Raw genomic sequence first — 25,140 nt, forward strand, 5'->3', positions numbered from 1 at the left:
GAGCGGGGTCTGGTGCGTGCGGCTGCAAGGCGGAGGAGGGAGGCGACGCGGAGCGTCGTCGACCGACGACAACGCCGCAGACGTGCGTGCCAGACCCCACGACCCACGTGCATGATCCGCCGGACAGGCCCTAGGTGAACACGGAGGCCGGCGGGGCGGGCGAGGCCACGGCGGTGGCGTCGGTGACGGGGGCGGCACCGCCGGTGAAGTCCAGCAGGGCCCGGCCGTGCTCCACCCGGGCGGTGTGCGGGTCGCCGGCCGCGCGGCGGGTCAGGTCGGCGAGGGGCAGCGGCGCGTCGGAGGCCACGAGCACCGCGTTGCCGAACCGCTTGCCGCGCAACAGCGCGGGTTCCGCGATCAGCGCGAGCTCGGCGAACCGGGCGGCGGCGGTGGCGATCTGGCCGCGGAGGAACGCCAGGGGCGCGCCGTCCGCGATGTTGGCGACGTAGCGCCCGCCGGGGGCCAGGGCGCGGCGCACCTCGTCCAGGAACTCCACGGAGGTGAGGTGGGCGGGGGTGCGGGCGCCGCCGAAGACGTCGGCGACGACCAGGTCGGCCCGGGCGTCCGGGGCCTTGGCCAGGCCCTCGCGGGCGTCCGCGGTCCGTACCCGGATGCGGGCGGCCGGGTCCAGGGGCAGTTCCCTGCGCACCAACTGGACAAGGCGCCCGTCGCGTTCGACGACCTGCTGGGAGGAGCGGGGGCGGGTCGCGGCGACGTACCTCGCCAGGGTGAAGGCGCCGCCGCCGAGGTGGAGCGCGGTCACCGGCCTGCCCTGCGGGGCGGCCAGGTCGATCACGTGCCCGATGCGGCGCTGGTAGGTGAACGCGAGGTGGGTGGGATCGTCCAGGTCCACGTGGGACTGGGGCGCGCCGTCGATCATCAAAGTCCACCCGCGGGGGCGGTCCCGGTCCGGCACCAGCGCGGCCGTCCCGCCGTCGACCTCCTCGGTCACCCCGGGGGCCGTTGCGCCCCGTGTCTTCCTGCCCATGGGCCCATTGTCGCCGCAGCACCAGGGAAGGCCGCGGGGTGGGGGGCCGGTGGTACGGGCGAGGGCCGCGTGCGGGCCCGGGCGGACCTACTGACAGCTGTCGGCGGCGGCGATGAGACGGGCGGCCTCGCTGAGGGCGCGACGCAGGACGGCGGGGTCGGTGGCGAGGCCGTCGGGAGCGGGCGGGAGGAGCCAGTCCGTGCCCTCGGCCCGGTGGACGCACCGGCTGCCGGGGACGTTCCACCGCTCCGCCGTGCCGGTCGGCACCACGAAGCCCAGGGTCCCGCCCCGGTCGTCGTGCAGCACGGGGCCCACCGCCGCGACGTGGTGGCGGCGCAGGATGTCCACCGCCTCGAGCCCGTGCCGCGTGGGAACGGTCACCACATCGCCTCGCACCGACGGACGGCTGTTCTGCATTTTCGGCCTCCAAGGACCTCAATAGCTCGAGAACCGGCAGTAACTCACGGCGTGAATCCCCAGCGGCGAATTCAGCGGCAGCGTGGAATTCAACGCCAGTGAACCCCCGGTGGACACGGACGAACGCCCCGTCCCGCCGATTCGCTCCCCTTCGCCACCCCTCGCAATGCGGTCATCCGTCCCCAGGAACCCCTCGCGTCACACGCGCACCCCGCGTTGTCGGTGGCGGATGCCAGACTTCCCCGGGTGAGCGAATACCTGAGCGGCCCGCGCCCCGGTCGGAGCGGTCCGGGCCCCGAGCCGAACCAGTCGCCCGGGCCCGGCGGGGACCGCGTGGGCCAGGGCGAGGCCCCGCACGGCGACGGCCCCGCGCTGCGGCAGCGGCTGGCCGAGCTGCGCGGTCCCGGCGTCCAGGCCAAGCCGCTGGACGCGCGCGCCCTCGCGGCCCTGGCCGCCAACCCGGGGTGCGAACGCCGCGCGCTCCTCGACGGCGCCGGCGTGGACAAGACCGCGCTGGCGAGCGCGCTGGGCGCCCCCGCGCCGTTCGGACAGTCCCAGTTCGCCTTCACCCGTGGCCACGCCTTCGAGGCACGGGTGAAGGGCGACGGCGGCGCCGAGCTGCTGCGGCTGGTGCGCGAGCGGCTCGATCCGTCGGCCCCGGAGCCCCCGCCGGGCGGCGCGCGCGTGCCGGACCTCGCCGCGACGGGCCCACAGGGCCGCGCCGGCCGCACCGCGCTGGCCCTGCGCGAGGCCTCGGCCGCCGCCGAGGCGGACGGTGCGTGGACGCTCCTGGACCATCCCATGCTGGCCCTCGAGGTGGCCGGCACTCCCGCCTTCCTCGAGCCGGACGCCGTGGTGGTGCACCCGGACGGCACCTGGACGGTCGTGGAGATCAAGTCGTTCCCGATGCTGGACGGCTCCGCGGACGCCGCGAAGGTGGGCGCGGCGGCGCGGCAGGCCGCGGTGTACGTGCTGGCGCTCGAGGACGTGGCCGCGCGCCTCGATCCGCCTCCGCGGGTGCGTCACCGCATCCTGCTGGTCTGCCCGAAGGACTTCTCCAACCTGCCCACCGCCTCCGCCGTGGACGTCCGCAAGCAGCGCGCGGTGACGGCGCGGCAGCTGGGCCGGCTGACCCGGGTCGAGGAGATCGCGGCGGGCCTGGCCCCGGGCGCCTGCTTCTCCCCCGAACTGCCCGCCGATCTGCTCGCCGAGACGGTCGAGTCGGTGCGCGCGGTGTACACCCCGGAGTGCCTGGCCACCTGTGAGCTCGCCTTCCACTGCCGGGCCCGGGCCCGCGACGAGGGCACGGTGACGGTGCTGGGCCGGTCCGCCCGGGCCGAGCTGGGCGAGCTGGCCGCCGTGGAGGCGGTGCTGGCCGCCGCGCACGGCGAGGCGGGGGACGCCGCCGACCCGGCGGTCGCGGCGCTGCGCCGTGCGGCGCGGCTGCGGGAGGAGGCGCTGTCATGTCGCTGATCACCACCCTGGCCCGGCTCGAGGCGATCCGCGCGGGCCGCGCCCAGGCGGCCGCCACGGTGCGGCACCGGCACCTCGCCGAGCGCCCGCTGGTCATGGTGCCGCTGACCACGGCCGGCGAGGCCGGCGCCCCACTGGGCGCGCTGGTCGGCTGCGACCGGGACGCGCCGCGCCTGCTGGTGGTGCCGCAGCCCCGCGACCCTGACCTGCGCTCCGCCTTCCTGGCCGAGCTGGCCGACGTCGTGCTGCCCTACGTGGAGTCCTTCGCGGACGACGTCGAACTGGTGGAGGGCAAGGAGGCCGACCCGGAGACGGGGCGGCAGGTGAAGGTGGAGCGGGAGCTGTGCGCCGACGCGCCGCAGCTGATCGTGCCGAGCCGGGCGGGCGTGGAGTTCGTGCGGCTGCTGGGCCGCTCCACCCGGTTCCGCCGCACCGCCGACCAGGACCCGGAGACGGCGTACCCGGCGCCGCCGCGGGTGCCGCTGCTGGGCCGCTGGCTCACCCACTTCGGTGAGCGGGCCCGGGTGCCGGGCTCCTCGCTGCTGCTCGCCATGACCGATCTGCTGTCCCGGCACTGGGCCACCGGGCAGTCCAGCCTGGAGGACCAGCACCTGGGGGCGCTGCTCGCCTGGATCGACCCGCCCGAGGAGGAGGGCCTGACCGGCGCCGAGGCGGCGCTGCGGGCCGAGCTGGGGCGGGACCCCGAGGGCCAGTTGCTGTGCCCGCCGGCCGGTCCGGCCACCGATCCCGCCTTCGACAACCGGCTGCTGGCCCCCGCGATCGAGCGGTACGACCGGGCGCGTTCGGCGCTGGCCGCCGCCGAGGACGGGGTGGCCGCCGACGCGCTGCTGGCGCACCTGTCGCAGGCGGAGCGGGAGATCGGCGAGCTCGTCCGCTCGCGCACCCTCCCCACCTGGGAGAACGTCTGGCGCGGCGTGGACCTCCTGCGGGCGCTGCCCGAGGCGTCCCGGGTCCCGGACCGCTGGACGGGCGACCGCTGGTCGTTCACCGCGCACCGGGACCGGGTGGCCTCCGGCGAGCCCCCTCAGCCGAGGATCGACGACGCGGTCACGGCGGCGCAGAAGCTGGCCCGCCGCGAGCGGGAGCAGGCGAAGCTGGACGCCCAGGAGGCGCTGGACGACCCGCTGGTGCTGGCCGCGCGGCGGCTGACCGGCGAGGCCTTCGTCGGCGAGGTCGTCGACGTGACGATGACGTACACGGAGACCAGGCGCCCCAGCCCGCGTCCGCTGGTCACCGTGCGCACGGAGGACCGGCCGCACCTGGGCGACAAGGCGAAGGTCTTCCGTTCGCTGGAGGGCAAGCCGCAGGCGGCCCAGTTCGTCGCCGTCGAGGAGGAGGACGGCGGCGGCGCGGGCGGCGAGGGGGAGGCTTCCGAGGAGGGGCCGCTGCTGGTCGTCCTGCGGATCGTGGACAGGATGGGCCGGGGCAAGGAGCCGGCCCTCGGCTCGGTGCCGGAGAAGGGCGACCGGCTCTGCTTCACGCTGTTCGAGCACGAGCCGCGCGGCGGCCCCAAGCTGCCGGACCCGGAGAACACTCCGTGGACGCACGGCGGGCCGCCGTCGGACCCGGCCCCGCTGCCCGCCGCCGATCCCGTCACCGAGGAGGACCTGCTGTGATGACGTCCGTCGGGGCCGCCCAGGCCGCGGCCTTCGATCCCGGCGCGGAGGCCGCCCGGGTCACCGAGGCGATCCTGCGCGACACGAAGGCCGGCGCGCACCGCGGCGTGGTGGTGGACTCCCCGCCCGGCGCCGGGAAGTCGACGCTGGTGGTGCGGGCGGCGCTGGAGCTGGCGGAGGCGGGGCGTCCGCTGATGGTGGTCGCGCAGACCAACGCGCAGGTGGACGACCTGGTGCTGCGGCTGCACGAGAAGCGGCCCGACCTGCCGGTGGGCCGGCTGCACAGCAGCGACGCCGACGCGTACGACAAGGCGCTGGAGGGCCTGGACAACGTCCTGCTCTCCGACAAGGCGGCCGCGCTGGCCGGGCTGCCGGTGGTCATCTCCACGGCCGCCAAGTGGGGCCATGTGAAGCCGTCCGACGCGCACTGGGAGCAGGCGATCGTCGACGAGGCGTACCAGATGCGCTCGGACGCGCTGCTGACGGTGGCCGGGCTGTTCGACCGGGCGCTGTTCGTCGGCGACCCGGGTCAGCTGGACCCGTTCTCGGTGGTGGGCGCGGAGCAGTGGGCGGGGCTGTCGTACGACCCGTCCGCCTCGGCGGTCTCCACGCTGCTGGCCCACAACCCCGGGCTGCCGCAGCACCGGCTGCCGGTGTCGTGGCGCCTCCCGGCGTCGGCGGCGCCGCTGGTGTCCGCCGCGTTCTACCCGTTCACGCCGTTCCGCGCCGGCACCGGTTTCGACGACCGGCGGCTGTCGTTCGCGGTGCCGTCGGACGGGTCGGCTCCGGACCGGGTGATCGACGAGGCGGCGCACTCGGGGTGGGGGCTGCTGGAGCTGCCGCACCGGCTGACGCCGCGCACCGACCCGGAGGCGGTGCGGGCGGTCGCCATGGTGGTACGGCGGCTGCTGGACCGGGGCGGGGCGGCGGTCTCGGAGCGGTCGGACGTCCCGGCGCCGCTGACCGCCGACCGGGTGGCGGTCGGCACGGCCCACCGCGACCAGGCGGCCGCGGTGCGGGCGGCGCTGGCCGAGCTGGGGGTGCGGGACGTCGTCGTCGACACCGCCAACCGGCTGCAGGGGCGGGAGTACGACGTGACGGTGGTGCTGCACCCGCTGTCGGGGCGCCCGGACGCGACGGCGTTCCACCTGGAGACGGGGCGGCTGTGCGTCCTCGCCTCACGGCACCGTCACGCGTGCATCGTGGTCTGCCGGGCGGGGGTGGCCGACCTGCTCGACGACCACCCCTCCACGGAGCCGGTGCAGCTGGGCGTCACCGTGAAGTTCCCGGACGGCTGGGAGGCCAACCACGCGGTCCTCTCCCACCTCGCCGAACACCGCGTCCCCTGGCACTTCTGACCACCGCTCTGACCACCGCGCCCCTGGCGGGACCGGGCGCGGGAGAACGGCTGATTCGCGTCGGGTGCGCGGGGGCGGTCAGAGGACCGGGGCGTCCTGGGTGAGGAGGGTGGCGATGTCGTCGGGGGCGACGGGGCGGCTGTAGAGCCAGCCTTGGCCGGTGTCGCAGCCGATGCGGCGCAGCCGGGCCGCCTGCGCCGCCGTCTCCACGCCCTCGGCCGTGACGCTGAGGCCCAGCCGGTGGGCGAGCTGCACCATCGCCTCGACGATCACCTCGTCCGCCGCGTTCGGCGCGGAACGGCCGCTCTCCCCCGCGGCGCCGGCGCCGGCCCCGTCCTCGTACTGGAAGCCCCGGACGAACGACCCGTCGAGCTTCAGGACGGACACGGGGAGCCGGCTGAGGTAGGCGAGGTTGGAGTACCCGGTGCCGAAGTCGTCGATGGCGATCCGCACGCCCATGTCGCTGAGGGCCTGGAGCGCCTTGATCGGCCGGCCCGCGGACCCCATCAGCGCGGACTCGGTGAGTTCGAGCTGCAGCAGCCCCGGGTCGAGCTCGCACTCCGCGAGGATCCGCGCGACGTCCGACACCAGGTCGGAGTCCCAGACCTGCCGTACCGCCACGTTGACGCTGACGAACAGGGGCGGCTCGCCCGGGTGGTCGAGCTGCCACCGCCGGGCCTGCCGGCAGGCGGTCCGCAGGATCCACCGCCCCAGCGGCACGATGGACCCGTCCTCCTCGGCCAGCCCCACGAACCGGTTCGGCGAGAGCATCCCGAACTGGGGGTGGTCCCACCGGACCAGCGCCTCCACCCCACGCACCCGCCCGTCGGACATCCCGACCAGCGGCTGGTACTGGAGGACGAACTCCTCCCGCTCGATCCCGGGCCGCAGCGTGGAGACCAGGGCCTGCCGGGTCATCCGGTGCGCGTTGCGCTCGGGGTCGAAGAGGGTCCAGCGCGACTTCCCGTCGGCCTTCGCCCAGTAGAGCGTGGTGTCGGCGGCCTGCATCAGCCCGGTCGCCGTGGTCCCCTCGGCGTGCCGCTCGACGACGCCGATGGAGGCGGAGACGGAGAGCCGCTGCCCGGAGAGGTCGAACGGCGACTGCAGGGCGGTGAGGACCGCCTCGGCCAGGTCGGCGAGCTGCTCGGTGCCGGAGGAGTCCTCCACCAGCAGGGCGAACTCGTCGCCGCCGAGCCGCGCCACCAGCGGCGCGCCGGTGCGGTTGAAGCCGGCCTCGTCGGCGCACCGGGTGAGCCGCTCGGCCACCGCCGCCAGCAGCCGATCGCCCACCCGGTGGCCGAGGGTGTCGTTGATCGCCTTGAAGCCGTCGAGGTCCAGGTAGCACAGCCCGACCCGGCCGGTGCCGACGTCCGAGGTCAGGGCGGTCTCCAGGGCGGTGGTCAGCCGCTCGAAGAAGAGGCTGCGGTTGGGCAGCCGGGTGACCGGGTCGTGCATCTGGAGGTGCCGCAGCCGGGCCTGGAGTTCGCGGCGGGCGGAGATGTCGGCGACGGAGAGCAGCACGCCCTGTTCGCCGCCGGTCAGCGGGGTCACCGTGACCTGGGCCCACAGGGAGTGCCCCTCGGGGTGCTTGAGCCGGCGGGTGCAGCGCAGCACCGCCTGACGGCCGCGCAGCACCTCCCGGTACGCCTGCCAGGTGCGCGGGTCGGCGGCCAGGTCCACCAGGTCGGCGGCGACCCGGCCGGCCAGCGTGTCCGGGCGGGGTGCGCCCAGCAGCCGGGCGAGGGTGGCGTTGGCGCCCACCACCAGGCCGTCCGGGGCGACCACCGCCATGGCCAGCGGCGCCGCCGTGAAGGCGGACCGGTAGGCGGGGTCGAGGGCGAGCAGCGCGTCGCCGGCCGAGTGAGCGGCGTGCGTCCGTACGGCTTCCCGCTCCTGGCCTCGCGGGGACTCCTGGCCTCGCGCGGGCTCTGTACTCCGTACAGGTTCCCGGCCTCGCGCGGGTTCCTGGCCCCGTACGGGTTCCTGGCCTCGCGCCGGCTCCTGGTTCCGCGCGGGCTCGCCGCCGGTGACGGCGCCGCGGGCGTACCTGCCCCGCCGGGGGGACGGCTTCGGTCCGGCGGCAGTGCCGGGCGAGGCCGGACCCGCTGAGGGCGCCGCGGGCGCCGAGGGCTCCGCGCCACGCTCCGTGACGGTCTGGCCCATGCGATCCGGAGCAGCCGGACCTTCGGACGTTCCGCTCACCGCTTGCTCCCGCAGTGCACTCGATCTTCGTATGGGTAGTCCGGTTCAGGAAGGGTCAGGAAAGTGTGCCGATCATAGAGGCAGCCCACAGGCCCTTCCAGCCGTCCAATTCCGCACTGGGGCAAACCACCCCAGCCGCGGATCGCTTGCGTCCAGAAATGGACACGTCGCTTCGTCGGCCGATCAGTTGTGACGTTCCGTGACCGAAGCTCAGTTCGAGTCCCGGCCGGGGCGCCGGGATGCGCAGGTCGCCCCTCACCCTTCCGGGCCAGACGAACAGGGCATCTCTGCACACCATCACACAGTCTGGGTGCGGTGTCCCGGAAATCGCGCCCGGAGGTAGCCGTGCCGTGTCCCGTCCCCTTCAGCAAGGGGTTCCGTCGCCGTCCGGGCATGCGCACCTCGGCGGCCGTGGTCACCACCCTGTCCGCACTCGCCGCGACGTCCATCGTCGCCCACCCCTCCGCCGCCGGGACCAGCCTGGAACCGTGCGCGCTGGAACGCACCTCCGCCCACCACTCCGAGGGGCTCGACACCTGGAACGCCCATTACCCCCGTCCGACCCGTCCCCTCGACGCGGTGATGGTGTTTCTTTCCTTCCCAGACTCGGAGCCGCTCACCACTCCGCGGGAATTGATGGCCGACCATTTCCCCCTCACCAACGACTACTTCCGGCGGGCCTCGTACGGAAGGTTCAGCGTCCGGCCGGACCCGGTGCGGACTTGGCTGAGAATGCCGCGTGCCTCCACGGAGTACGCGATGGAGCGCGACTGGAGCTCCGCCCGGCGCGCCGAGTACCTCGAGGACGCGCTCTCCGTCTCCGATCCGGTCGTCGACTTCTCGCGGTACGACATCGTGTACCTGGTCGCCGACCCGGACGCGCCGGGCGTGAACGCGGACGCCACCAAGGTCGTCAACCTGTCCCGGCCGCTGCGCGCCGACGGCACCGACCTGCGGCGGGTGGTCACCGTCTTCGAGCGGCATCCGCCGGACCGGCTGGTGCTGGCCCACGAGACCGGTCATGTGCTGGACCTGCCGGACCTGTACCACCGGCCCCGGGACGGCAAGGGCGACTGGGACACCCATGTGGGCGACTGGGACCTCATGGGCAGCCAGTTCGGGCTCGCGCCGGACCTCCTCGGCTGGCACAAGTGGAAGCTGGGCTGGCTCGACTCCGGGCAGATCAGCTGCGTGCGGGGCCCCACCCGGCTCACCCTGGAGCCGCTGGGAGTGGGCGGCGACACCGGCGGGGAGACGGGCGGGAGACCGGACACGGGCGGGAGGCCGGAGACGGGCGGGAGGCCGGAGACGGGCGGGAGGCCGGAGACGGCGGAGGCCGCGGCGGGAGCGGAGCGCGGGGCGTCGACCGGGCGGGCGCCGGAGGCCGGGGAGTACGGGGCGTTCGGTGCGGCCGGAGCGGCCGAGGGAACGGAGGGGGCGGAGAGGGCCGGGGCTGCGGGGACTCCTGGAGCCGCGGCCGATGCGGCCGCGGCCGACGGGTTCGGGGCGGCGGGCGGCGGGGCCGTCGCCGGGGGCGCCGGCTCGGCCGCGATGCCGTACTTCGGGCTGGGCGGCGGCACCAAGCTGGCGGTGGTGCGGACCGGGCCGGACAGCGTGCTGGCCATCGAGGCGCGCGGCCCCGTCGGGAACGACGCCACCACCTGCTCGGAGGGCGTGCTGGTGTACCGGGTCAACGGCGGCACGGACTCGGGCAAGGGCCCGGTGGAGGTGGTGGACTCCCACCCCGGCACCTCGGCCTGCTCCGACCGGTCCGTGTACCCGCCACTGGCCGACGCGCCGGTGGAGGCCGGGGAGACGTTCACCGTGCCGGGGGACGACGTGCGGGTGCGGGTGGAGGGGCGCACGGCGTCGGGGGCGTGGACGGTGCAGATCACCCCGGCGCCGGGGGCGGAGGTCCCCGCCTCGCTCGAGGACCGCTGAAACGCCGGAGGCCCGGTCCACGTTTCCGTGAACCGGGCCTCCGGTGTCGGTGCGCCGCCAGGGACTCGAACCCCGGACCCGCTGATTAAGAGTCAGCTGCTCTAACCAACTGAGCTAGCGGCGCCTGCTGACGTCGTAGACATTAGCACCCCGATCCGGGTGACGAGAAATCGATATCCGCGCGGACGCCCCGTGCGGGCCGCGTGGGGCCGGACCGGGGCCCGCGCCGGCTACACGGGGCCCGGCGAGCCGCGGTGGCCTGCGGGTCCGGGGGCGTCCTCGACACCGCTGAGCAGGTCACGGCCGAACTCCACCATTTTGATCGCGTAGTCCTCGGTCCAGTCCGCGCGGGCCGCGATGTCGGCGGCGGAGAGCCGGTCGAAGCGACGGGGGTCGGCGAGCTGGGCGGCGGCCATCGCCTGGTACTCGACGGCGCGGTCGGTGGCGGCGCGGAACGCGTGGGTGAGTTCCGTCGCACGGGTCAGCAGCGCCTTGGGGTCCTCGATCGACTCCAGATCGAAGAAGTGCTCGGGGTCGGCGGCGGCGGCCGTCGGCTCGAAGAGCAGGGGCGCGGGGCGTAGCCGCGGGTTGGTGTTGCGCGGCGTGTGCTCCGCCATGCGGGTCTCCGTTCCTCGCGTACGTTCGTGGTCACCGCCATCCATTGTCCCGCCCCCCGCAACCCCCACCTTTGGCCCCCGCTCCCGCCCGGAGCCGCGGGGTGGTGACGCCGGGAAGCGCCGCGGGGCCCGTGCCGGGTCAGACGGTGGGGAGGCCGTAGGCGTCGGCAATCAGTTCGTAGGAGCGGAGGCGGACGTCGGGGCCGTGGGCGTTGGCCGTGAGCATCAGCTCGTCCGCTCCCGTCCGCTCACGGAGCGCGTCGAGCCCGGCCCGCACCTGCTCGCCCGTGCCGTGCACGACGTTCGCGTTCCAGGAGTCCACGAACTCCGTCTCCGCCGCCGTCCACGGGTGGGCCTCGGCCTCCTCCGGCGTGGGGACGAGGCCGGGTCGCCCGGTGCGCAGCCGCAGCATGTTCAGCGCGGCGGCCCGCACCTGGCGCCGTGCCTCGCTCTCCTCGTCCGCGGCCAGCGCCGCCACGCCGATCAGCGCGTACGGCGCGTCGAGGACCGCCGAGGGCCGGAACGACTCCCGGTACAGGTCCAGGGCCGGGACCGTGTTCCGCGCCGAGAAGTGGTGGGCGAAGGCGAACGGCAGCCCCAGCGCCCCCGCGAGCTGCGCGGAGAAGCCGGAGGACCCGAGCAGCCACACCGGCGGCCGGTGCGCCGACTGCACGCCCCCCGCCGCCGACCCCTGCACCGGCCCCGGCACCGCGTGGATCCGCGCGTACGGGTGCCCGTCGGGGAAGTCGTCGTCCAGGAAGCGCAGCAGCTCGGACAGCTGCTGCGGGAAGTCGTCGGCGCCCTCGTTCAGCCGGTCCGTGCGCCGCAGCGCCGCCGCGGTGGCGCCGTCGGTGCCGGGGGCGCGGCCGAGGCCGAGGTCGATGCGGCCCGGGGCCATCGCCTCCAGCGTGCCGAACTGCTCGGCGATCACCAGCGGGGCGTGGTTGGGCAGCATCACGCCGCCGGAGCCCAGCCGGATCCGCCCGGTCTGGGCGGCGAGGTAGGCGAGGATCACGGCCGGCGAGCTGGAGGCGACGCCGGGCATGGAGTGGTGCTCGGCCACCCAGTAGCGGTGGAACCCGCGGGACTCCGCGAGCCGCGCGATCCGCGCCGAGGTGGCCAGCGCGTCGCTCGCGGTGTACCCCGCGCCCACGGTGACCAGGTCGAGGACCGAGAGGGGGACGGGGGCGCCGCCGTGCGCCGTGCCGCGGATGTCATCGTCGGTCCGGTCCGTCACTGTCACCGTCGTACTCCCTCTTCACCGCTTACCGTGCGTCCGGCGACAACGCGGCGGGGCGGTGGCGTATTCCGCCACCGCCCCGCCGCGCCGGCCCCATGGGCCCGGCCCGCTGCCGTCCGTGGGACGTCAGAGCACCGCGCCCAGGAACTCCCGGGTCCGCTCGTGGGTCGGGTCCTCGAACATCTGCTCCGGCGGACCGGACTCGATGACCCTGCCGCCGTCGAACATCAGCACGTCGTCGGAGATGTCACGCGCGAAGTTCATCTCGTGGGTGACGCACAGCATGGTGATGTCGGTGGTCCGCGCGATGTCGCGCAGCACGTCCAGCACGCCGGCCACCAGCTCGGGGTCGAGCGCCGAGGTCACCTCGTCCAGGAGCAGGACCTGCGGCCGCATCGCCAGCGCCCGCGCGATGGCGACGCGCTGCTGCTGGCCGCCGGAGAGCTGCGAGGGGTACACGTCGCACTTGTCGGCGAGCCCGACCAGCTCCAGGAGCTCGCGCGCCCGCACCTCGGCCTCGTCCTTGGACAGGCCGAGGACGGTGACCGGCGCCTCGGTGACGTTGCGCAGCACCTTCATGTTGGGGAAGAGGTTGAACTGCTGGAACACCATGCCGATGTTCTTGCGGACCTCGGCGACCTCCCGGCGCTTGGCCGGGTACAGCCTTCTGCCGTCGACGGTGATGGTGCCCTCGTCGGGCCTGGTCAGCGTCATCAGCATCCGCAGGATGGTGGTCTTGCCGGAGCCGGACGGGCCGATCAGGGTGACGTGCTTGCCGGCCTCCACGGAGAAGTCCAGCCGGTCCAGCACCGTGTTCTCGCCGAACCGCTTGGTGACCTGGTCGAACCGGATCAGCTCGCCGGGGACGGCGGGCCGCCCGGGGGCCGGGGTCAGGGGATCAGGGGTGGGGAGGGTGTCAGACAAGACGTCGCTCCAGGGATCGCAGGAGGAGGGAGGCGAGGTAGGAGATGACGATGAAGGCCACGCCGATCACCGTCACCGGCTCGGTGAACCGGAAGGCGTTCTGCGAGAAGAGCCGCGCCTCGCCGAGCATCTCCAGGACGGTGACGGTCATCAGCAGCGGCGTGTCCTTGAGCATCGAGATCACGTAGTTGCCCAGCGCGGGCACCACGCGCCGCACGGCCTGCGGCAGGATCACCGCGGTCCAGGTGCGGCGCAGCGGCAGGTTGAGCGCCTTGGCGGCCTCCCACTGACCGGCCGGCACGCCTTCGATGCCGGCGCGGTAGACCTGCATGGTGTAGGTCGAGTAGTGCAGGCCCAGACCGATGACGCCCATGGTGAGGGCGGAGAGGGTCAGGCCCCATTCGGGCAGGACGTAGAAGAGGAAGAAGAGCTGCACCAGCAGCGGCGTGTTCCGGACGAACTCGGTGAACACGCCGACGGGCCAGCGCACCCAGCGGCTCGGGACCCTCATCAGCAGGGTCCACACCAGGCCGAGGGTGAAGGAGAGCAGGGACCCCAGCACCAGCGCCTGCAGGGTGACCAGCAGGCCGTCCCAGAAGTGCGGCATGAAGTCCGCGACAGCGTTCCAGTCCCAGTTCACGCGGCAGCACCCGCCTTCGAGTCGGCCGTGGCCTCGGGGGTGGCCGTCCGCACGGTCCGGCCGGTGCGGACCTTGAGGTTCTTCTCCAGTCCACGCATCATCCGCGTCAGCAGGAAGGCGAGGACGAAGTAGATGATCAGGATGTAGGTGTAGATCTCGGTGCTCTCCTGGAGGGCGAGCCGGATCAGGTTGCCGCTGAACGCCAGGTCGCCCATGCCCATGATCGACACCAGGGCGGTGCCCTTGAGCAGTTCGACCAGCAGGTTGGAGAACGGCGGGATCATCTCGGGCACGGCCTGCGGCAGCAGGACGAGCCGCATCCGCTGCCAGGGGGTGAGGCTGAGGGCGATGCCCGCCTCGCGCTGCGCCTGGGGCACCGCGGCGATCGCGCCGCGGACCACCTCGGCGCCGTACGCGCCGTAGGTCAGGCCCAGGGCGAGGGTGCCGGCCCACAGCGGGACCAGCTGCCAGCCGAAGGCGGTGGGCATCACGAAGAAGACCCAGAACATCATGATCAGCGCCGAGGTGCCGCGGAACACCTCGGTGTAGAAGCCCGCCAGGAAGCGGACGATCCACAGCCGGTGGGTGCGGGCGACGCCGGCCACGAAGGCGACGGCGGTGGCGAGGACGGCGCTGAGGACCAGCAGCTGGACGGTGATCCACACACCGTTCAGCACCAGTTCCCACAGGCCGGAGGTCATCGAGCTGTTCATCGGGCGCACAGCTCCTTCGCGGTCAGGTCGGTCATCTCCGACTCGGTGAACCCGAAGGGCCGCAGGACGCGGAGCAGCTCGCCGCTCTTCTTCATCTTGTGCAGCTCGGTGTTGAAGGCGTCGCGCAGCCGGGTCTCGGTGGGCCGGAAGGCGAAGGCGCCGCCGTCGATCCGCTTCTCGCCGCCCACGATCGGGGCGAACGGCTCGGTGGCCTCGGCCTTGCTCGACTTCTTGACCACCTCGCGGGTGGTGACGGCGGTGCCCGCGAACACGTCGGCGCGTCCGGACTCGACGGCGTTCAGTCCGGCCACCTGGTCGGGCACGATCAGGATCTCGCTCCGCGGTATGCCGGCGTCGATCGCGTACTCGATCTCGGCGTAGCCGGTCCCGGTGGCGAACTTCGCCTTCTTCTCGACGACGTCCCGGTAGGTGCGCAGGCCCTTCGGGTTGCCCTTGCGGACGACGAAGGAGTCGAGCATCTGGTAGTCGGGGTCGGCGAAGATCACCTGCGCGCAGCGTTCCTTGTTGACGTACATGCCGGCGGCGACGACGTCGAACTGCTGGGAGTTGAGGCCGGGGATCAGGGAGCCGAATTCGGTCGGCACCGGCTGGACGGAGTCGACCCCCAGGCGCTTGAAGATCACCCGGGCGAGCTCGGGGGCCTCGCCGGTGAGGTTCCCGTCCTTGTCGATGTAGCCGAAGGGTATTTCGCCGGCGATGCCGACCCGCACCACGCCCAGCGCGCGCAGGCGTTCCAGCAGGTCGCCGCCGTCCTTTCCGTCCTCGGTCGGGACCCGGCTGCACGCGGAGACGCCGAGCGCGGCGGCCGCGGCGGCCCCCACGCCCAGCAGGCTCCGCCGGGTGAGTGGTCTTTCCTTCTTGAAGGGAGGTGAAGACATGGCCGCGCGCCTACCCGAGCTCCGATGGCCTAATCCGATCGGTTTCCCGGGCGGTGCTGGGTACCCGCAGAGGAACCGGAACGACGGTGCCGGTGCACGTGAAGGTGACGGAGAGGCTGACATGACCGCACTCGGATTCATCTACCCGGGCCATTCGGCCGAGGACGACTACCCCCGTATCGAGCAGCTCATCGGCAGCGACATCCGGGTCGACGTGGTCCACACCGAGCTCGGTGAGGACGTGCGGCGGGTGGATGTGCTGCGGGAGACGGGCGCGCCGGGGCCGCTGGCGAGCGCCTGCGAGCAGTTGCGGCTGTCGGGCGCGGAGGCCGTGGTCTGGGTGAACACGGCGGGCAGTTTCGTGGACGGCTGGGAGGCCTCGCGCGAGCAGGTGCGGTCGCTGGCGGTGGCCGCGGGGATGCCGGCCTCCTCGGCCTCGTTCGCCTTCGTGCACGCGGTGCGCGAGGTGGGCGCGCGACGGGTGGCGGTGGCGGCCACCTATCCGGAGGACGTGGCCGAGCTGTTCGTCTCCTTCCTGGAGGAGGGCGCGGGCGTCCGGGCCGTCTCGGTGCACGGGGCGGGCGCGGCCACGGCGTCGGACGTGGCGTCGTGGGGTCCCGACCGGGTGCACGAGCTGGTGCTGGCGGCCGACCATCCGGAGGCGGACGCCGTACTGGTTCCGGACAGCGCGCTGCACACCGTCTCCTCGCTGCCGGCGCTGGAGGCGGCGGTGGGCAAGCCGGTGCTCACCGCGAACCAGGTGTCGGCGTGGGAGGCCCTGCGCCTGACCGACCGCCGGGTGAACGCCCCCGAACTGGGGGCTCTCTTCACCCGTGAGCCGCTGGTGCAGGTCTGAGTTCGCGCTCGGTCGGCCCGCCGGCCCGTCCTTCATAAACTGGTGCGTTCCTATGGCATATGCCACCTGCGAAAGCACGCCGAGGAGATCGCGGCAGGGCCGGAAGGCCCTGTCCGAATAGCTACGCACCGGTATCGTGAAACGGGTCGATCGGCCCCGCTCCACCGGGAGTGGGGAACGGCCCGAACACGCTGGCGCAGGGGGAAACCGTGGCGCTGAACGAACCGGCCGCGTCGCGCCACACGGTCCAGGAGGCCCTCCGGGTCCTGGACGTCGTGGAGCGGCATCCTGCCGGAATCACCGACGCAGAGCTCGGCCGTCAGCTCGACCTCGCACCGCGGCGCCTGACCACGCTGCTGCGGATGCTGAGGCGGGAGGGCTTCGTCCTGCGCATGCCGGACGGCGCGTACGCCGTCGGCGACACCTTCGCCCGCCTGACCTCGGTGGACGGACGGGACCGGGCGCTGCGCGCGAAGCTGCAGCGCACCCTGAACCGGCTGCGTGAGGACGTCGGCGCGGCGGTCTACCTCAGCCGTTACGTCGACGGCGAGGTGCACGTCTCCCAGTACGCCGCCGGTCCCGAGACCCCGGCGGTCAACGAGTGGGTGGACTTCCGCTGGGCCGCCCACGCCAGCGCCGTGGGCAAGAGCCTGCTGGGCCAGCTCGACGGGGACGGCCGCCGCGACCACCTCTCCCGGCACCGGCTGGCCCGGCTGACCTCGCGCACCATCACCAGCGAGCGGCTGCTCCTGTCCCACCTGGAGGCCCAGCCGCCCACCGCGCCGGTGCTGGACATCCAGGAGTACGCGGTGGGCACGGTCTGCGCGGCGGTCCCGATCTCCTCCGGCGCGCGGGTGACCAGCCTCGCGCTGTCCATGCCGGTGAGCCAGGCGCACCGGTTGCGCAGCGCCGCCGACAAGCTCCACCGGGAGGCGACGCCGGTGATGCTGTCCCTGTCCATCGGCGCGTGAGCGGCGGGCCGGGCCAGGCACCCGGCCAGCACCCCGGCCCCGGCCCGTGATCATGACCGGCGGAAATTGGTCACGAGCACCCCGGAGAACCAGGTAGTATTTTCTTCGTCGCCGACCGCGGAAGCGGACGGCGGGAGTCATGCGCCGCTAGCTCAGTTGGTTAGAGCAGCTGACTCTTAATCAGCGGGTCCGGGGTTCGAGTCCCTGGCGGCGCACAGAAGAAGGGCCCCTCGCCTCGGCGAGGGGCCCTTCGGCGTTCACGCGGTCCCGGGACGGGTCACCTCGGTCAGAAGGTGACGTCCGAGCAGGCGTAGAAGGCGTTCGCGGTGTCGGCGACCGTCCATACCGCGACGATCACGTGCCGGCCGCTGAGGCCGCCCGGCAGCGTGCCGCTGTGCGAGAGCGTCTGCGGCGGCTGCTGGTTGTTGTACGGCACCGTGAGGAACGGCGTCAGGTTGAGGTCCGACCGGGCCAGCGGGTGGCTCTGGTTCCAGCCCGGCTTGGTGACGTAGTAGCGGAAGTCGGTCGTCGCGTGCCGGGCGGTGAACTGCCACCGGAAGGTGTAGCTCTGCCCGGACGTGACCTTGGTGGCGGGCCATGCGGCGCCCGACGGGGTCTGGGGCTGGTCGAGCTGGTTGAAGGTGGAGTGGCCCGCCGAGCAGATGTCTCCGTCGGCGGGGCCCGCGGCCGGGAAGCCCTTGGGGCCCTCGACGCTCTGCGGCTCCCACTGGATGGAGCCGCAGTTCGTCACGGTGCCGTTCTGACAGAGCTTCTGCCGGCTGACCGGCAGGTCCGTGTAGCCATGGCCGGTGGCGCCACCGGTGGAGAGCACCATGGCTCCCACAGTGGCCAGACCGACCGAGGCCGCGTACAACTTCGTGCGTTTGCGCATGCCGACGCTCCCTGGGGGTGGGGGGTCCTTGAGCCGTACCGAACTGAACCGAACTGAGCCGAGCTGATGGTGCGGTGAAGGTCTAGACCAAGTCTCACAGTAGAAACGTGATCTAGACATGTCCATACCAATCTCGGCCGCTCTTGCGGAACGGGCGGATCCTCCGACTCCCGGAGCCGGGGCGCCCGCTAGGGCGCGGCCTCCCCGCGTCCTGCGCAGAAGGCGATGGTCAGGTCCTTCACCAGGACCTTGCGCTCGTAGTCGTCCAGCTCCACCAGCCCGCGCAGGGTGAGCCGGTTGACGGTGTCCTCGACGGAGTCCACCACCGCGCTGAGCACACCGGCCCGCTGCCGGGCGTCCAGGGCGGCGATCCGCCGCCGCTGCATGACCGCGGCCACCTCGGGGGCGTACTCGACGCGGATCGGCCGCACGGCGAAGACCTCGAGCCCGACCGCCTTGGCGTCGGCGGCGACCTGGCCGGTCAGCGCCTCCTCCAGACCCGGTTCGTCACCGTCCTCACCGGGACGCTCGTCGGCCGGCTCCATCGGCGGGTCCACCGGGATCCGCGCCAGCGCCGCCTCCACGCAGCGGCGCAGGTACTCCTCGTGGTCCTCCACCGCGTGCACCGCCCGGGCGGTGTCCTTGACCCGCCACACCACCAGCGTGCGCACCCGCAGCGCCACCCCGTTGGGGTCGCTCGCGCACAGCGGTTCGCTGCGCCAGTGCCGCAGCCGGACGTCGACCCTGCGGCGCAGCAGCAGCGGGTTGACCCAGAGCAGGCCGGTGCGGCGGACGGTGCCGCGGTAGCGGCCGAACATGCCCAGCACCCAGGCGCGGCCGGTGTTGCCGCGGGCCAGACCGCCGAAGCCGAACAGGCCGAGGGCGGCGGACCCGGTCCAGGCGGCCCACCGGCCGAGACCGAAACCACCCGCCCCGGCGTCCGCGACGGGCAGGCCGGCGAGCTCCAGCGCGGCCGGCGGAACCACGCCGGCCCACCAGGTGGTCAGGACGCCGCCGGCCAGTCCGGCGGCGCCTGCCAGCACCCCGAGCGCGCCCGGCACGGCGCGGCCGGGCCGCTCCTCCAGCGTCGGGTCGACGTCGGCGGCCACCGCGGGGAGCGGGGCCGGACGCCGACGGGCCGGGCGGGACGGGCGCTGCGGGCCGACGGCTCCGGCCGCGGCGGGTGTCCCGGCGCCGGTCGCCCCGAGGGCCGCGACGGTGCCGGTGGTCTCGACGCGGGCGACCACGGCGGGCTGCCCGCCGGTCATGGTGTCGTCGCGGAAGAGGAGGTGGACGGGGATCTCGGTGGTGGCCTCGTTCTGGATCAACCGTCCCTGCGGACGGACGCCCGCCGCGGCGGGCATCGCCGCGGACACGGCGGCGGTGGCGGTGACGCCGGCGGTGGCGGGCACGGGCGCCGGGGCGTGCGGGTGGGGGTCGACCGGTTCCTGGGCGTGGGCCCCGGCCTGGCCGTGGGCCTCGGCGTGGGCGTGGGCCTGGGCCGCTACCTGAGTCGGTGCCGGTGCCGGTGCCGGTGCCTGGGCGGCTGCGGGGATCGCGGGTGGGGAGGGAGCGGGGGGTGCCGCCGGGGGGAGGACCGGAGGTCCGCCGGGGGAGGCGGGCCCGGCGGCGGGTTGGGGGTCGGGTCCCGTGGCCGGGATCTCGTCGGTCGTCGCTGTCATGCCAGTTGCCCCTCGTTCCGTTCCGGTGCTGCTCGTCGCTTCGTCGCTTCGTCGGTTCAGGAGAAGAGCCGGCGCCAGGTCTCCGGCCCCGGGTAGCCGTCGGCGGCGCCGCCGCGCCAGCCCTGGGCACGCTGGAACGCCTGGACCGCCCTGCGGTCGGCGTCCGTCCACTCGGGGCCGGGACCGTCGGTGTAGTGGCGGCCGTACCCCTTCTTCACCAGCTGCCGCCCAAGCTGCGTGACGTAGGCGTTCTTCGCCCCCGGGCGGAACGCGGCCCGGCCGGGGTAGCCGGCGACCCCGTGCGAGGAGGGCGTTCCCGGCGGCGGGATGTCTCGGCCGCGCCCGGTGACCAGCAGCCGCCAGGTGTGCGGCCCGGGAAGCCCGTCGGCCTCCGTGCCGGCCCAGCCCTGGGCCCGCTGGAACGCCTGGACCGCCCTGCGGTCGGCGTCGCCCCAGCGGGCGCCGGGACCGTCGGTGTAGAACCGGGCGCCACCGCGTTCGACGAGCATCCGGCCCAGGCGGGTGACGTGCGCGTTGGTGGCCCCGGGACCGAAGGAGGCGCGGCCCGGGAAGGCGGCCTCCTCGCCGGAGCCGCCGCCGGGGGCGAGCGCCCGGTAGCGGTAGGGAACGTAACGGTCGCCGTTGACCGGGTACGGGTAATCGAGCACCCGGCGCACGGCGTGCGGGCGGGTCTGCTCGTAGGCGACGTAACGGGTGTGGGTGTAGTCGGTCCAGCCGCCGAAGATGACGACGTGGGATCCGGTCTGGGGGTCGGCGGCGTTGTGGAAGAGCAGAATGTCGCCGGGACTGAGCTCCTCGTGGGAGATCCGCACGGCGTAGTCGTCGAGGTTGCCGGTCCAGGCGTTGCCGGGGAGGTCCCAGGCCATCGACACGAAGCCGGAGCAGTCCTGGCGGTAGCCGTCGGCCCAGGTCCGTTCCATGTCGTACGGAACACCGGCCTCGGTCCACCGCCGTGCCCGCTCGATGATCTCCCCGCGGGAGGCCGGCCGCAGTCCCGCCCTGTCCCGCGCCCCCACCGCCGTCTCCCGCGCGGGCGCGGCCTGCGCTCCCCCGTTCCGCGGAGCCGCCACCGCCCGCACGCCTCCGCTCGCCGGCCGCGCCACCGCACCCTGCGCGACACTCTGCGCGACCGGGGGCCGTCCGCCGCCGCCCCCGCCCTCCCGGCCCCCGACCCGCGCGGCCTCCTCCTCCCGCAGCACGGAGACCGGGGCGGCGCCGCCCGTCCCCGCGACGGCATGCTCGGCCGGAGCGTGGGGGGTGGCCTCGCCGTCCGCCACCGAGGCCCCGACCTGCGGGGCTCCGGTCTGGACGGCCGGGGCGAGCGGGACGACCTCCGCGTCCGCCCCCGCCGCGGGCGCCGCCCCGTCTTCTCCGGGGGCTTCCCCCGGCGGGACCTCATCCTGGACGGCCGTGGCGAGCGGAGTGACCTCGGCGGCCTCCGCGGGTGCCCCGCCGTCTAGGGCGGTCCCGACCTGCGCCGCCTCACCCTGCGCGGCGGGGGCGGGAGCGGGAGCGGGCGGGGAGACCTCCGCACCTGCCACCACCGGGGGCGTGCCGCCGTCTTCGGGTGCTTCGACCTGCGCCGCCTCACCCTGCGCGGCAGGGGCGGGCGGGGAAACCTCCGCACCTGCGACCGCCACCGCCCCCGCCCCCGCCGCGAGCACACCGCCGTCAGGCGAGGCTTCGGCCTGCGGGGCCTCGCCTTGGACGGCCGAGGCGAGCGGAGTGACCTCGGCGGTCTCCGCGGGTGCGGCGCCGTCTCGGGCGGCCTCGGCCGGTGCCGCCTCGCCCTGGGCGGCCGGGGCGGCGGAGGCGGCCTCCGCATCCGTCACCGCCGCGGAGGCGTCCAAGGCCTCGCCCCCAGCTGTCGGGGCCTCCGCACCGGCCGCCGGCTCACCCCCGTCCAGCTGGGCGTCGGTCCCGTCCGCGACCTTCCCCGCGCCGGGCGCCGCGGTCATCCCCGGCGCGGTCCCGTACCCGGTCACGGCCTCCGCCACCGCCTCGGCGGCGTCCGCGCCCCGCGGCGCGGGTCCACCCGAGCCGTCCGTGGCGGCCACCGCGGGCACCTCCTGGTCCGACGGCGCCGCGACGGGGGCGGGAGCCGGGGCGACGGCCGCGGCGGTGACCGGGGCCGCGGTCATCGCCGTGGCCGCCGCCGCGGTGACCGTGACGACCCGCGCCCCCGCCGGGTGCCGCGCGGCCCCCGACACGCCCCCCGCGGCCACCGGCATCGCCCGCCGCCAGTGGACGCAGCCGGCGCAGTCGCACTCCCCGGCGGGGTCGAACTCCTCGAAGGCCGGCTCAGTCATGCGATCTGCCTCACATTTCGTAGGGAAATGTCCACGCTTGTGTGCGTACGCCAGTCTCGCAACCCCCGGCGTGGAGCGCATGTTGACGGTCCGAATGATGTACGCGGCCACTCCACGGGACGAAAGGGGCAGGTGGGGTGGTCGGGAGCACCCCACCAGGTGGGGTAGAGTTTTCTCTGTCAGCAGGCGCCGCTAGCTCAGTTGGTTAGAGCAGCTGACTCTTAATCAGCGGGTCCGGGGTTCGAGTCCCTGGCGGCGCACGACGAGGCCCTCGCGCAAGCGGGGGCCTTTTGCTGTGCCCGCACCCGTGCGAAATGTCCGGTGACGCCCGGAGCGTCCGGGGAGCACGGCGGCACGAGGGGGCGCGCACGCACCCCACTTGCCCCACCCTCACCCCTGACCGCCCCATTAGGCTCGTATGACCGGTTAAGACCGCGTTTCGCGTCTTGCGATCATGCTCGGAGCCGTAGAACCCTTGGACACAAGTCGCCGCGGAGACGCGGCGGTTGGGGGGAGCGCGGCGCCCGGTTGCCGCCGCGCGGGCGGGGGTGGGGCCCCGTACCGGACGAAGACGCTGGGGGCGTCGCGGCAGCCGGCCAGGGGGAAGTACAACAACGCAACGGACACGCGCCGCGGCACCGCCGTGCGCGTGCGGGGGGATGACTTCATGACGTCGACGCCGACAGGCGCCGCGCAGGACTTCGGCGCGTCCACGACCACGCCGCTGAACAGAACGGCGGCCTCGCCGCACCACGGGCCGGCGTCCACCGGCCACACTCCGCCGACCGGCACGACCACCACCACCGGCGTCTTCCGCCGGCTGCGGCGGAACCTGCCGGCCTACGACTACGAGCACTACAGCCGGCTCGCCGGGCCGCTCACCCGCCCCGACCCGTCCCGGCCGTACACGGTCCGCTACCGCTCGCTGCTCTCGCAGGAGCCGCACCGCATCCGGGTCTCGCTGATGCTGGTCGCGGCGCCGCTGCTCTCGGTGGGGCTGCTGGTCTGGCTGCTCCAGCCCTCGCACTGGACCAGGCGCGACTACCCGACCTTCGACCTCCTGCCGGCGCTGGACGTCGTGATGCTGGTGTCGATCGGGCTGATCGAGCTCTTCCGCTGCGCCAACGTGCTCTCCAACGCGCACGCCACCCTCGTCGCCCGTGACCCCGTCCCGGTGGTGCCGCAGGCGGGGACGCGCGTCGCGTTCCTCACCTCGTTCGTGCCGGGCAAGGAGCCGCTGGCGATGGTGACGAAGACCCTGGAGGCGGCGGTGCGGATCCGCCACCGGGGCGTGATGCACGTCTGGCTGCTCGATGAGGGGGACGACCCGGAGGTCAAGGCGGTGTGCGCCCGGCTCGGCGTGCGCCACTTCTCCCGCAAGGGCGTCGAGAAGTGGAACCGGGCGAAGGGCCCGCACCGCGCGCGGACCAAGCACGGCAACTACAACGCGTGGCTGGACGCGCACGGCGACGCGTACGACTTCTTCGCCTCCGTCGACACCGACCACGTGCCGCTGCCGAACTACCTGGAGCGGATGCTCGGCTTCTTCCGCGACCCGGACGTCGGGTTCGTCATCGGCCCGCAGGTGTACGGCAACTACGACACCTTCGTCACCAAGGCCGCCGAGTCGCAGCAGTTCCTCTTCCACGCCCTGATCCAGCGGGCCGGCAACCGGTACGGCGCGCCGATGTTCGTCGGCACGTCCAACGCGGTGCGGATCTCCGCGCTGCGGCAGATCGGCGGGCTGTACGACTCGATCACCGAGGACATGGCGACCGGCTTCGAGATCCACCGCCACCGCAATCCGGTCACCGGCCGCAAGTGGAGGTCGGTGTACACGCCGGACGTGCTGGCGGTCGGCGAGGGGCCGAACTCCTGGACCGACTTCTTCACCCAGCAGCTGCGGTGGTCGCGGGGGACCTACGAGACGATCCTCAAGCAGTACGTGAAGGGCTTCTGGTCGCTGCCGCCGGGCAAGCTCTTCAACTACACGATGATGATCATTTTCTACCCGATCTCCGCGCTGAACTGGATCCTCGCGGCGCTGAGCTGCGCGCTCTTCATGGGCCTGGGCGCCTCGGGCGTCGACATCGACCCGGTGGTCTGGCTGATGCTGTACGGCAACGCGTCGGCGCTGCAGATCGGGCTGTACGTGTGGAACCGGCGGCACAACGTGTCGCCGCACGAGCCGGAGGGGTCGGGCGGGGTCGCGGGCATGGTGATGTCCGCGCTGTCGGCGCCGGTGTACGCGCGGTCGCTGCTGGACGCGGTGCTGCGGCGCAGGAGCCGGTTCGTGGTGACGCCCAAGGGGGACTCGGCGAGCCCCGACACGCTCTTCGGGACCTTCCGGATCCACCTCTTCTTCATCGCGGTGTTCGGCGGCGCGATCGGGGCCGGGTTCTGGCAGGGGCACGCGCATCCGGCGATGGTGGTCTGGGCCTCCCTGGCCCTGTTGATCACCGCGACGCCGATCGTGGTGTGGCGCCTCACGCTCCGGGCGGAGCGGCGGGGGCGTGCGGCCGCGGGTCGGGCCCCGGCGCAGGCGGCTCCCGGGGCCGTCGCGTCCCGGGTCACGCCGCCGCACGGCACGCCCGTGTTGTCCGGGGTCCGTCCGCCGATGGGGGCGGGCGCGCACGCCCGTCCGATGCCGGCGCAGGTCCCGGCCTCCGTGGGGGCGGGGCCCTCGATGCCCTCGCAGGTGACCGCCCCGCCGTCCGTGGAGGGCGCCGGTTCCGCCCAGGAGCAGGTCGCGTCGCGGTCCGGGCGCCGCCCGAGCTGGGCCACCGACTCCCCCGGCACCCTGACCCTGCCCCCTCTCGACGCCACCCGTCCCGCTGCGGCCTCCGCCGCCCCGCTCCCGCCCGTCACCGCCGCCGCTCCGGCGGAGCCCGGGGACAACGCGGCTGGTGACACCGGGCCTGCGGACACCAGACCCGAGCAGCTCTGGCCCGAGCCGGCCGACGCGGCGGCCGTCGAGGCCGGGAGCCCGGACATCGACGCCACCCAGCGATGGCCCGAGTTCACGGCCGCGGAGCGTGCGGCCGTCGAGCGCCCGAACCCGGAGCGCGTGGACGCCGGGCGCGTGGACACCGCGCTTGCGGAGGCCGAGCCTTCGGACGCCGCTCCTGCGGGTGTCGAGCCCGCGGACGCGGAGCCTGCGGACGCGGAGCCCACCGACGCCAGGCCCGCGAACGCCGGTCCCGCCGGTGTCGAGCCCGAGGACGCGGAGCCCAGGGACACGGAACCCGGAGACGCGAAGCCTGCGGACGCGGAGCCCACCGACGCCAAGCCCGCGAACGCCGGTCCCGCCGGTGTCGAGCCCGAGGACGCGGAGCCCAGGGACACGGAACCTGTGGACGC

General features: G+C 74.2%; 18 protein-coding genes, 3 tRNA genes and 1 pseudogene. 9 read left to right on the plus strand and 13 right to left on the minus strand.

Going from position 1 to position 25,140, the window contains the following annotated elements:
- Positions 1–130: 130 nt before the first annotated feature.
- Both ABT026_RS12010 and ABT026_RS12015 read right to left on the minus strand, forming a co-directional pair.
- Positions 131–988, minus strand: coding sequence for a spermidine synthase (locus ABT026_RS12010; RefSeq protein ID WP_351114089.1), 858 nt, complete (start codon positions 986–988; stop codon positions 131–133).
- Positions 989–1,075: 87 nt separating this feature from the next.
- Positions 1,076–1,405: a hypothetical protein gene (locus ABT026_RS12015; RefSeq protein WP_351114090.1), complete on the minus strand. Its 330-nt coding sequence runs from the start codon at positions 1,403–1,405 to the stop codon at positions 1,076–1,078.
- A gap of 333 nt (positions 1,406–1,738) precedes the next feature.
- On the opposite strand from ABT026_RS12015, the gene ABT026_RS12020 reads away from it, so the two are divergent.
- Genes ABT026_RS12020 through ABT026_RS12030 form a run of 3 tightly spaced genes read left to right on the plus strand, consistent with a single transcriptional unit; the run spans position 1,739 to position 5,873 of the window.
- Positions 1,739–2,878, plus strand: a complete 1,140-nt coding sequence (locus ABT026_RS12020; RefSeq protein ID WP_351114266.1) for a hypothetical protein — start codon at positions 1,739–1,741, stop codon at positions 2,876–2,878.
- Positions 2,869–4,515 carry an amino acid adenylation domain-containing protein gene (locus ABT026_RS12025; protein ID WP_351114091.1) on the plus strand — a complete coding sequence of 549 codons (1,647 nt, stop codon included), beginning with the start codon at positions 2,869–2,871 and terminating at the stop codon, positions 4,513–4,515. The genes ABT026_RS12020 and ABT026_RS12025 overlap by 10 nt, the downstream gene beginning before the upstream one ends.
- Complete coding sequence (locus ABT026_RS12030) at positions 4,515–5,873, plus strand: AAA domain-containing protein (protein ID WP_351114092.1); 1,359 nt, start codon at positions 4,515–4,517, stop codon at positions 5,871–5,873. The genes ABT026_RS12025 and ABT026_RS12030 overlap by 1 nt, the downstream gene beginning before the upstream one ends.
- A 78-nt stretch (positions 5,874–5,951) precedes the next feature.
- Here ABT026_RS12030 and ABT026_RS12035 read toward each other — a convergent pair whose 3' ends face one another.
- Positions 5,952–8,075, minus strand: coding sequence for a putative bifunctional diguanylate cyclase/phosphodiesterase (locus ABT026_RS12035; RefSeq protein WP_502967956.1), 2,124 nt, complete (start codon positions 8,073–8,075; stop codon positions 5,952–5,954).
- A gap of 393 nt (positions 8,076–8,468) precedes the next feature.
- Here ABT026_RS12035 and ABT026_RS12040 point away from each other — a divergent pair, with 393 nt between their 5' ends.
- A complete protein-coding gene (locus ABT026_RS12040; protein ID WP_351114094.1) occupies positions 8,469–10,016 on the plus strand; it encodes a M6 family metalloprotease domain-containing protein in 1,548 nt (515 codons plus the stop codon).
- 50 nt (positions 10,017–10,066) lie between these two features.
- Here ABT026_RS12040 and ABT026_RS12045 read toward each other — a convergent pair.
- The 7 genes from ABT026_RS12045 to ehuB form a co-directional block, all read right to left on the minus strand.
- Positions 10,067–10,140 (minus strand) — tRNA-Lys (locus tag ABT026_RS12045).
- A gap of 106 nt (positions 10,141–10,246) precedes the next feature.
- Entirely contained in the window at positions 10,247–10,633 is a 387-nt protein-coding gene (locus tag ABT026_RS12050; protein ID WP_351114095.1) for a DUF8844 domain-containing protein, read from the minus strand.
- A gap of 139 nt (positions 10,634–10,772) precedes the next feature.
- Positions 10,773–11,870, minus strand: coding sequence for an LLM class flavin-dependent oxidoreductase (locus ABT026_RS12055; protein WP_351114268.1), 1,098 nt, complete (start codon positions 11,868–11,870; stop codon positions 10,773–10,775).
- Positions 11,871–11,999: 129 nt separating this feature from the next.
- The gene (ehuA, locus tag ABT026_RS12060; RefSeq protein WP_502967957.1) at positions 12,000–12,797 is read right to left on the minus strand and encodes an ectoine/hydroxyectoine ABC transporter ATP-binding protein EhuA; all 798 of its coding nucleotides are present in this window, start codon (positions 12,795–12,797) and stop codon (positions 12,000–12,002) included.
- Positions 12,790–13,437 carry an ectoine/hydroxyectoine ABC transporter permease subunit EhuD gene (gene ehuD, locus ABT026_RS12065; protein ID WP_108955220.1) on the minus strand — a complete coding sequence of 216 codons (648 nt, stop codon included), beginning with the start codon at positions 13,435–13,437 and terminating at the stop codon, positions 12,790–12,792. Before ehuD ends, ehuA begins: the two co-directional genes overlap by 8 nt.
- Entirely contained in the window at positions 13,434–14,138 is a 705-nt protein-coding gene (ehuC, locus tag ABT026_RS12070; protein ID WP_351114270.1) for an ectoine/hydroxyectoine ABC transporter permease subunit EhuC, read from the minus strand. The genes ehuD and ehuC overlap by 4 nt, the downstream gene beginning before the upstream one ends.
- An 8-nt stretch (positions 14,139–14,146) precedes the next feature.
- Positions 14,147–15,049: an ectoine/hydroxyectoine ABC transporter substrate-binding protein EhuB gene (gene ehuB, locus ABT026_RS12075; RefSeq protein WP_351114096.1), complete on the minus strand. Its 903-nt coding sequence runs from the start codon at positions 15,047–15,049 to the stop codon at positions 14,147–14,149.
- A 121-nt stretch (positions 15,050–15,170) separates the two neighbouring features.
- On the opposite strand from ehuB, the gene ABT026_RS12080 reads away from it, so the two are divergent.
- The 3 genes from ABT026_RS12080 to ABT026_RS12090 all read left to right on the plus strand — a co-directional run bounded on the left by ABT026_RS12080 (position 15,171) and on the right by ABT026_RS12090 (position 17,091).
- Positions 15,171–15,905, plus strand: a complete 735-nt coding sequence (locus ABT026_RS12080; protein ID WP_351114097.1) for a maleate cis-trans isomerase family protein — start codon at positions 15,171–15,173, stop codon at positions 15,903–15,905.
- Between the two features lie 209 nt (positions 15,906–16,114).
- Positions 16,115–16,876 (plus strand): IclR family transcriptional regulator, encoded by a 762-nt coding sequence (locus ABT026_RS12085; RefSeq protein ID WP_351114098.1) that lies wholly within the window; start codon positions 16,115–16,117, stop codon positions 16,874–16,876.
- Positions 16,877–17,017: 141 nt separating this feature from the next.
- Positions 17,018–17,091 (plus strand) — tRNA-Lys (locus ABT026_RS12090).
- 71 nt (positions 17,092–17,162) lie between these two features.
- Here ABT026_RS12090 and ABT026_RS12095 read toward each other — a convergent pair.
- The 3 genes from ABT026_RS12095 to ABT026_RS12105 form a co-directional block, all read right to left on the minus strand.
- A complete protein-coding gene (locus tag ABT026_RS12095) occupies positions 17,163–17,768 on the minus strand; it encodes a lytic polysaccharide monooxygenase auxiliary activity family 9 protein (RefSeq protein ID WP_351114099.1) in 606 nt (201 codons plus the stop codon).
- Between the two features lie 188 nt (positions 17,769–17,956).
- On the minus strand, positions 17,957–19,132 hold the full coding sequence (locus ABT026_RS12100; RefSeq protein WP_351114271.1) for an SPFH domain-containing protein: 1,176 nt from the start codon (positions 19,130–19,132) through the stop codon (positions 17,957–17,959).
- 374 nt (positions 19,133–19,506) lie between these two features.
- Entirely contained in the window at positions 19,507–20,670 is a 1,164-nt protein-coding gene (locus tag ABT026_RS12105; protein ID WP_502967961.1) for a peptidoglycan-binding protein, read from the minus strand.
- Positions 20,671–21,966: 1,296 nt separating this feature from the next.
- Here ABT026_RS12105 and ABT026_RS12110 point away from each other — a divergent pair.
- Both ABT026_RS12110 and ABT026_RS12115 read left to right on the plus strand, forming a co-directional pair.
- Positions 21,967–22,040: transfer RNA gene (locus ABT026_RS12110), tRNA-Lys, on the plus strand.
- 407 nt (positions 22,041–22,447) lie between these two features.
- Positions 22,448–24,341 (plus strand): annotated as a pseudogene (locus tag ABT026_RS12115) (glycosyltransferase family 2 protein); the annotation flags it as partial.
- Between the last annotated feature and the right edge of the window lie 799 nt (positions 24,342–25,140).

Source organism: Streptomyces sp. NPDC002734, from assembly GCF_040295685.1.
GTDB lineage: Bacteria > Actinomycetota > Actinomycetes > Streptomycetales > Streptomycetaceae > Streptomyces.

Coding starts and splice junctions, on each gene's coding strand:
- ABT026_RS12010 (WP_351114089.1), bottom strand. CDS start 988: ATGGGCAGGAAGACACGGGGCGCAACGGCCCCCGGGGTGACCGAGGAG.
- ABT026_RS12015 (WP_351114090.1), bottom strand. CDS start 1,405: ATGCAGAACAGCCGTCCGTCGGTGCGAGGCGATGTGGTGACCGTTCCC.
- ABT026_RS12025 (WP_351114091.1), top strand. CDS start 2,869: ATGTCGCTGATCACCACCCTGGCCCGGCTCGAGGCGATCCGCGCGGGC.
- ABT026_RS12030 (WP_351114092.1), top strand. CDS start 4,515: ATGACGTCCGTCGGGGCCGCCCAGGCCGCGGCCTTCGATCCCGGCGCG.
- ABT026_RS12040 (WP_351114094.1), top strand. CDS start 8,469: ATGCGCACCTCGGCGGCCGTGGTCACCACCCTGTCCGCACTCGCCGCG.
- ABT026_RS12050 (WP_351114095.1), bottom strand. CDS start 10,633: ATGGCGGAGCACACGCCGCGCAACACCAACCCGCGGCTACGCCCCGCG.
- ehuC (WP_351114270.1), bottom strand. CDS start 14,138: ATGACCTCCGGCCTGTGGGAACTGGTGCTGAACGGTGTGTGGATCACC.
- ehuB (WP_351114096.1), bottom strand. CDS start 15,049: ATGTCTTCACCTCCCTTCAAGAAGGAAAGACCACTCACCCGGCGGAGC.
- ABT026_RS12080 (WP_351114097.1), top strand. CDS start 15,171: ATGACCGCACTCGGATTCATCTACCCGGGCCATTCGGCCGAGGACGAC.
- ABT026_RS12095 (WP_351114099.1), bottom strand. CDS start 17,768: ATGCGCAAACGCACGAAGTTGTACGCGGCCTCGGTCGGTCTGGCCACT.
- ABT026_RS12100 (WP_351114271.1), bottom strand. CDS start 19,132: ATGCCCGCCGCGGCGGGCGTCCGTCCGCAGGGACGGTTGATCCAGAAC.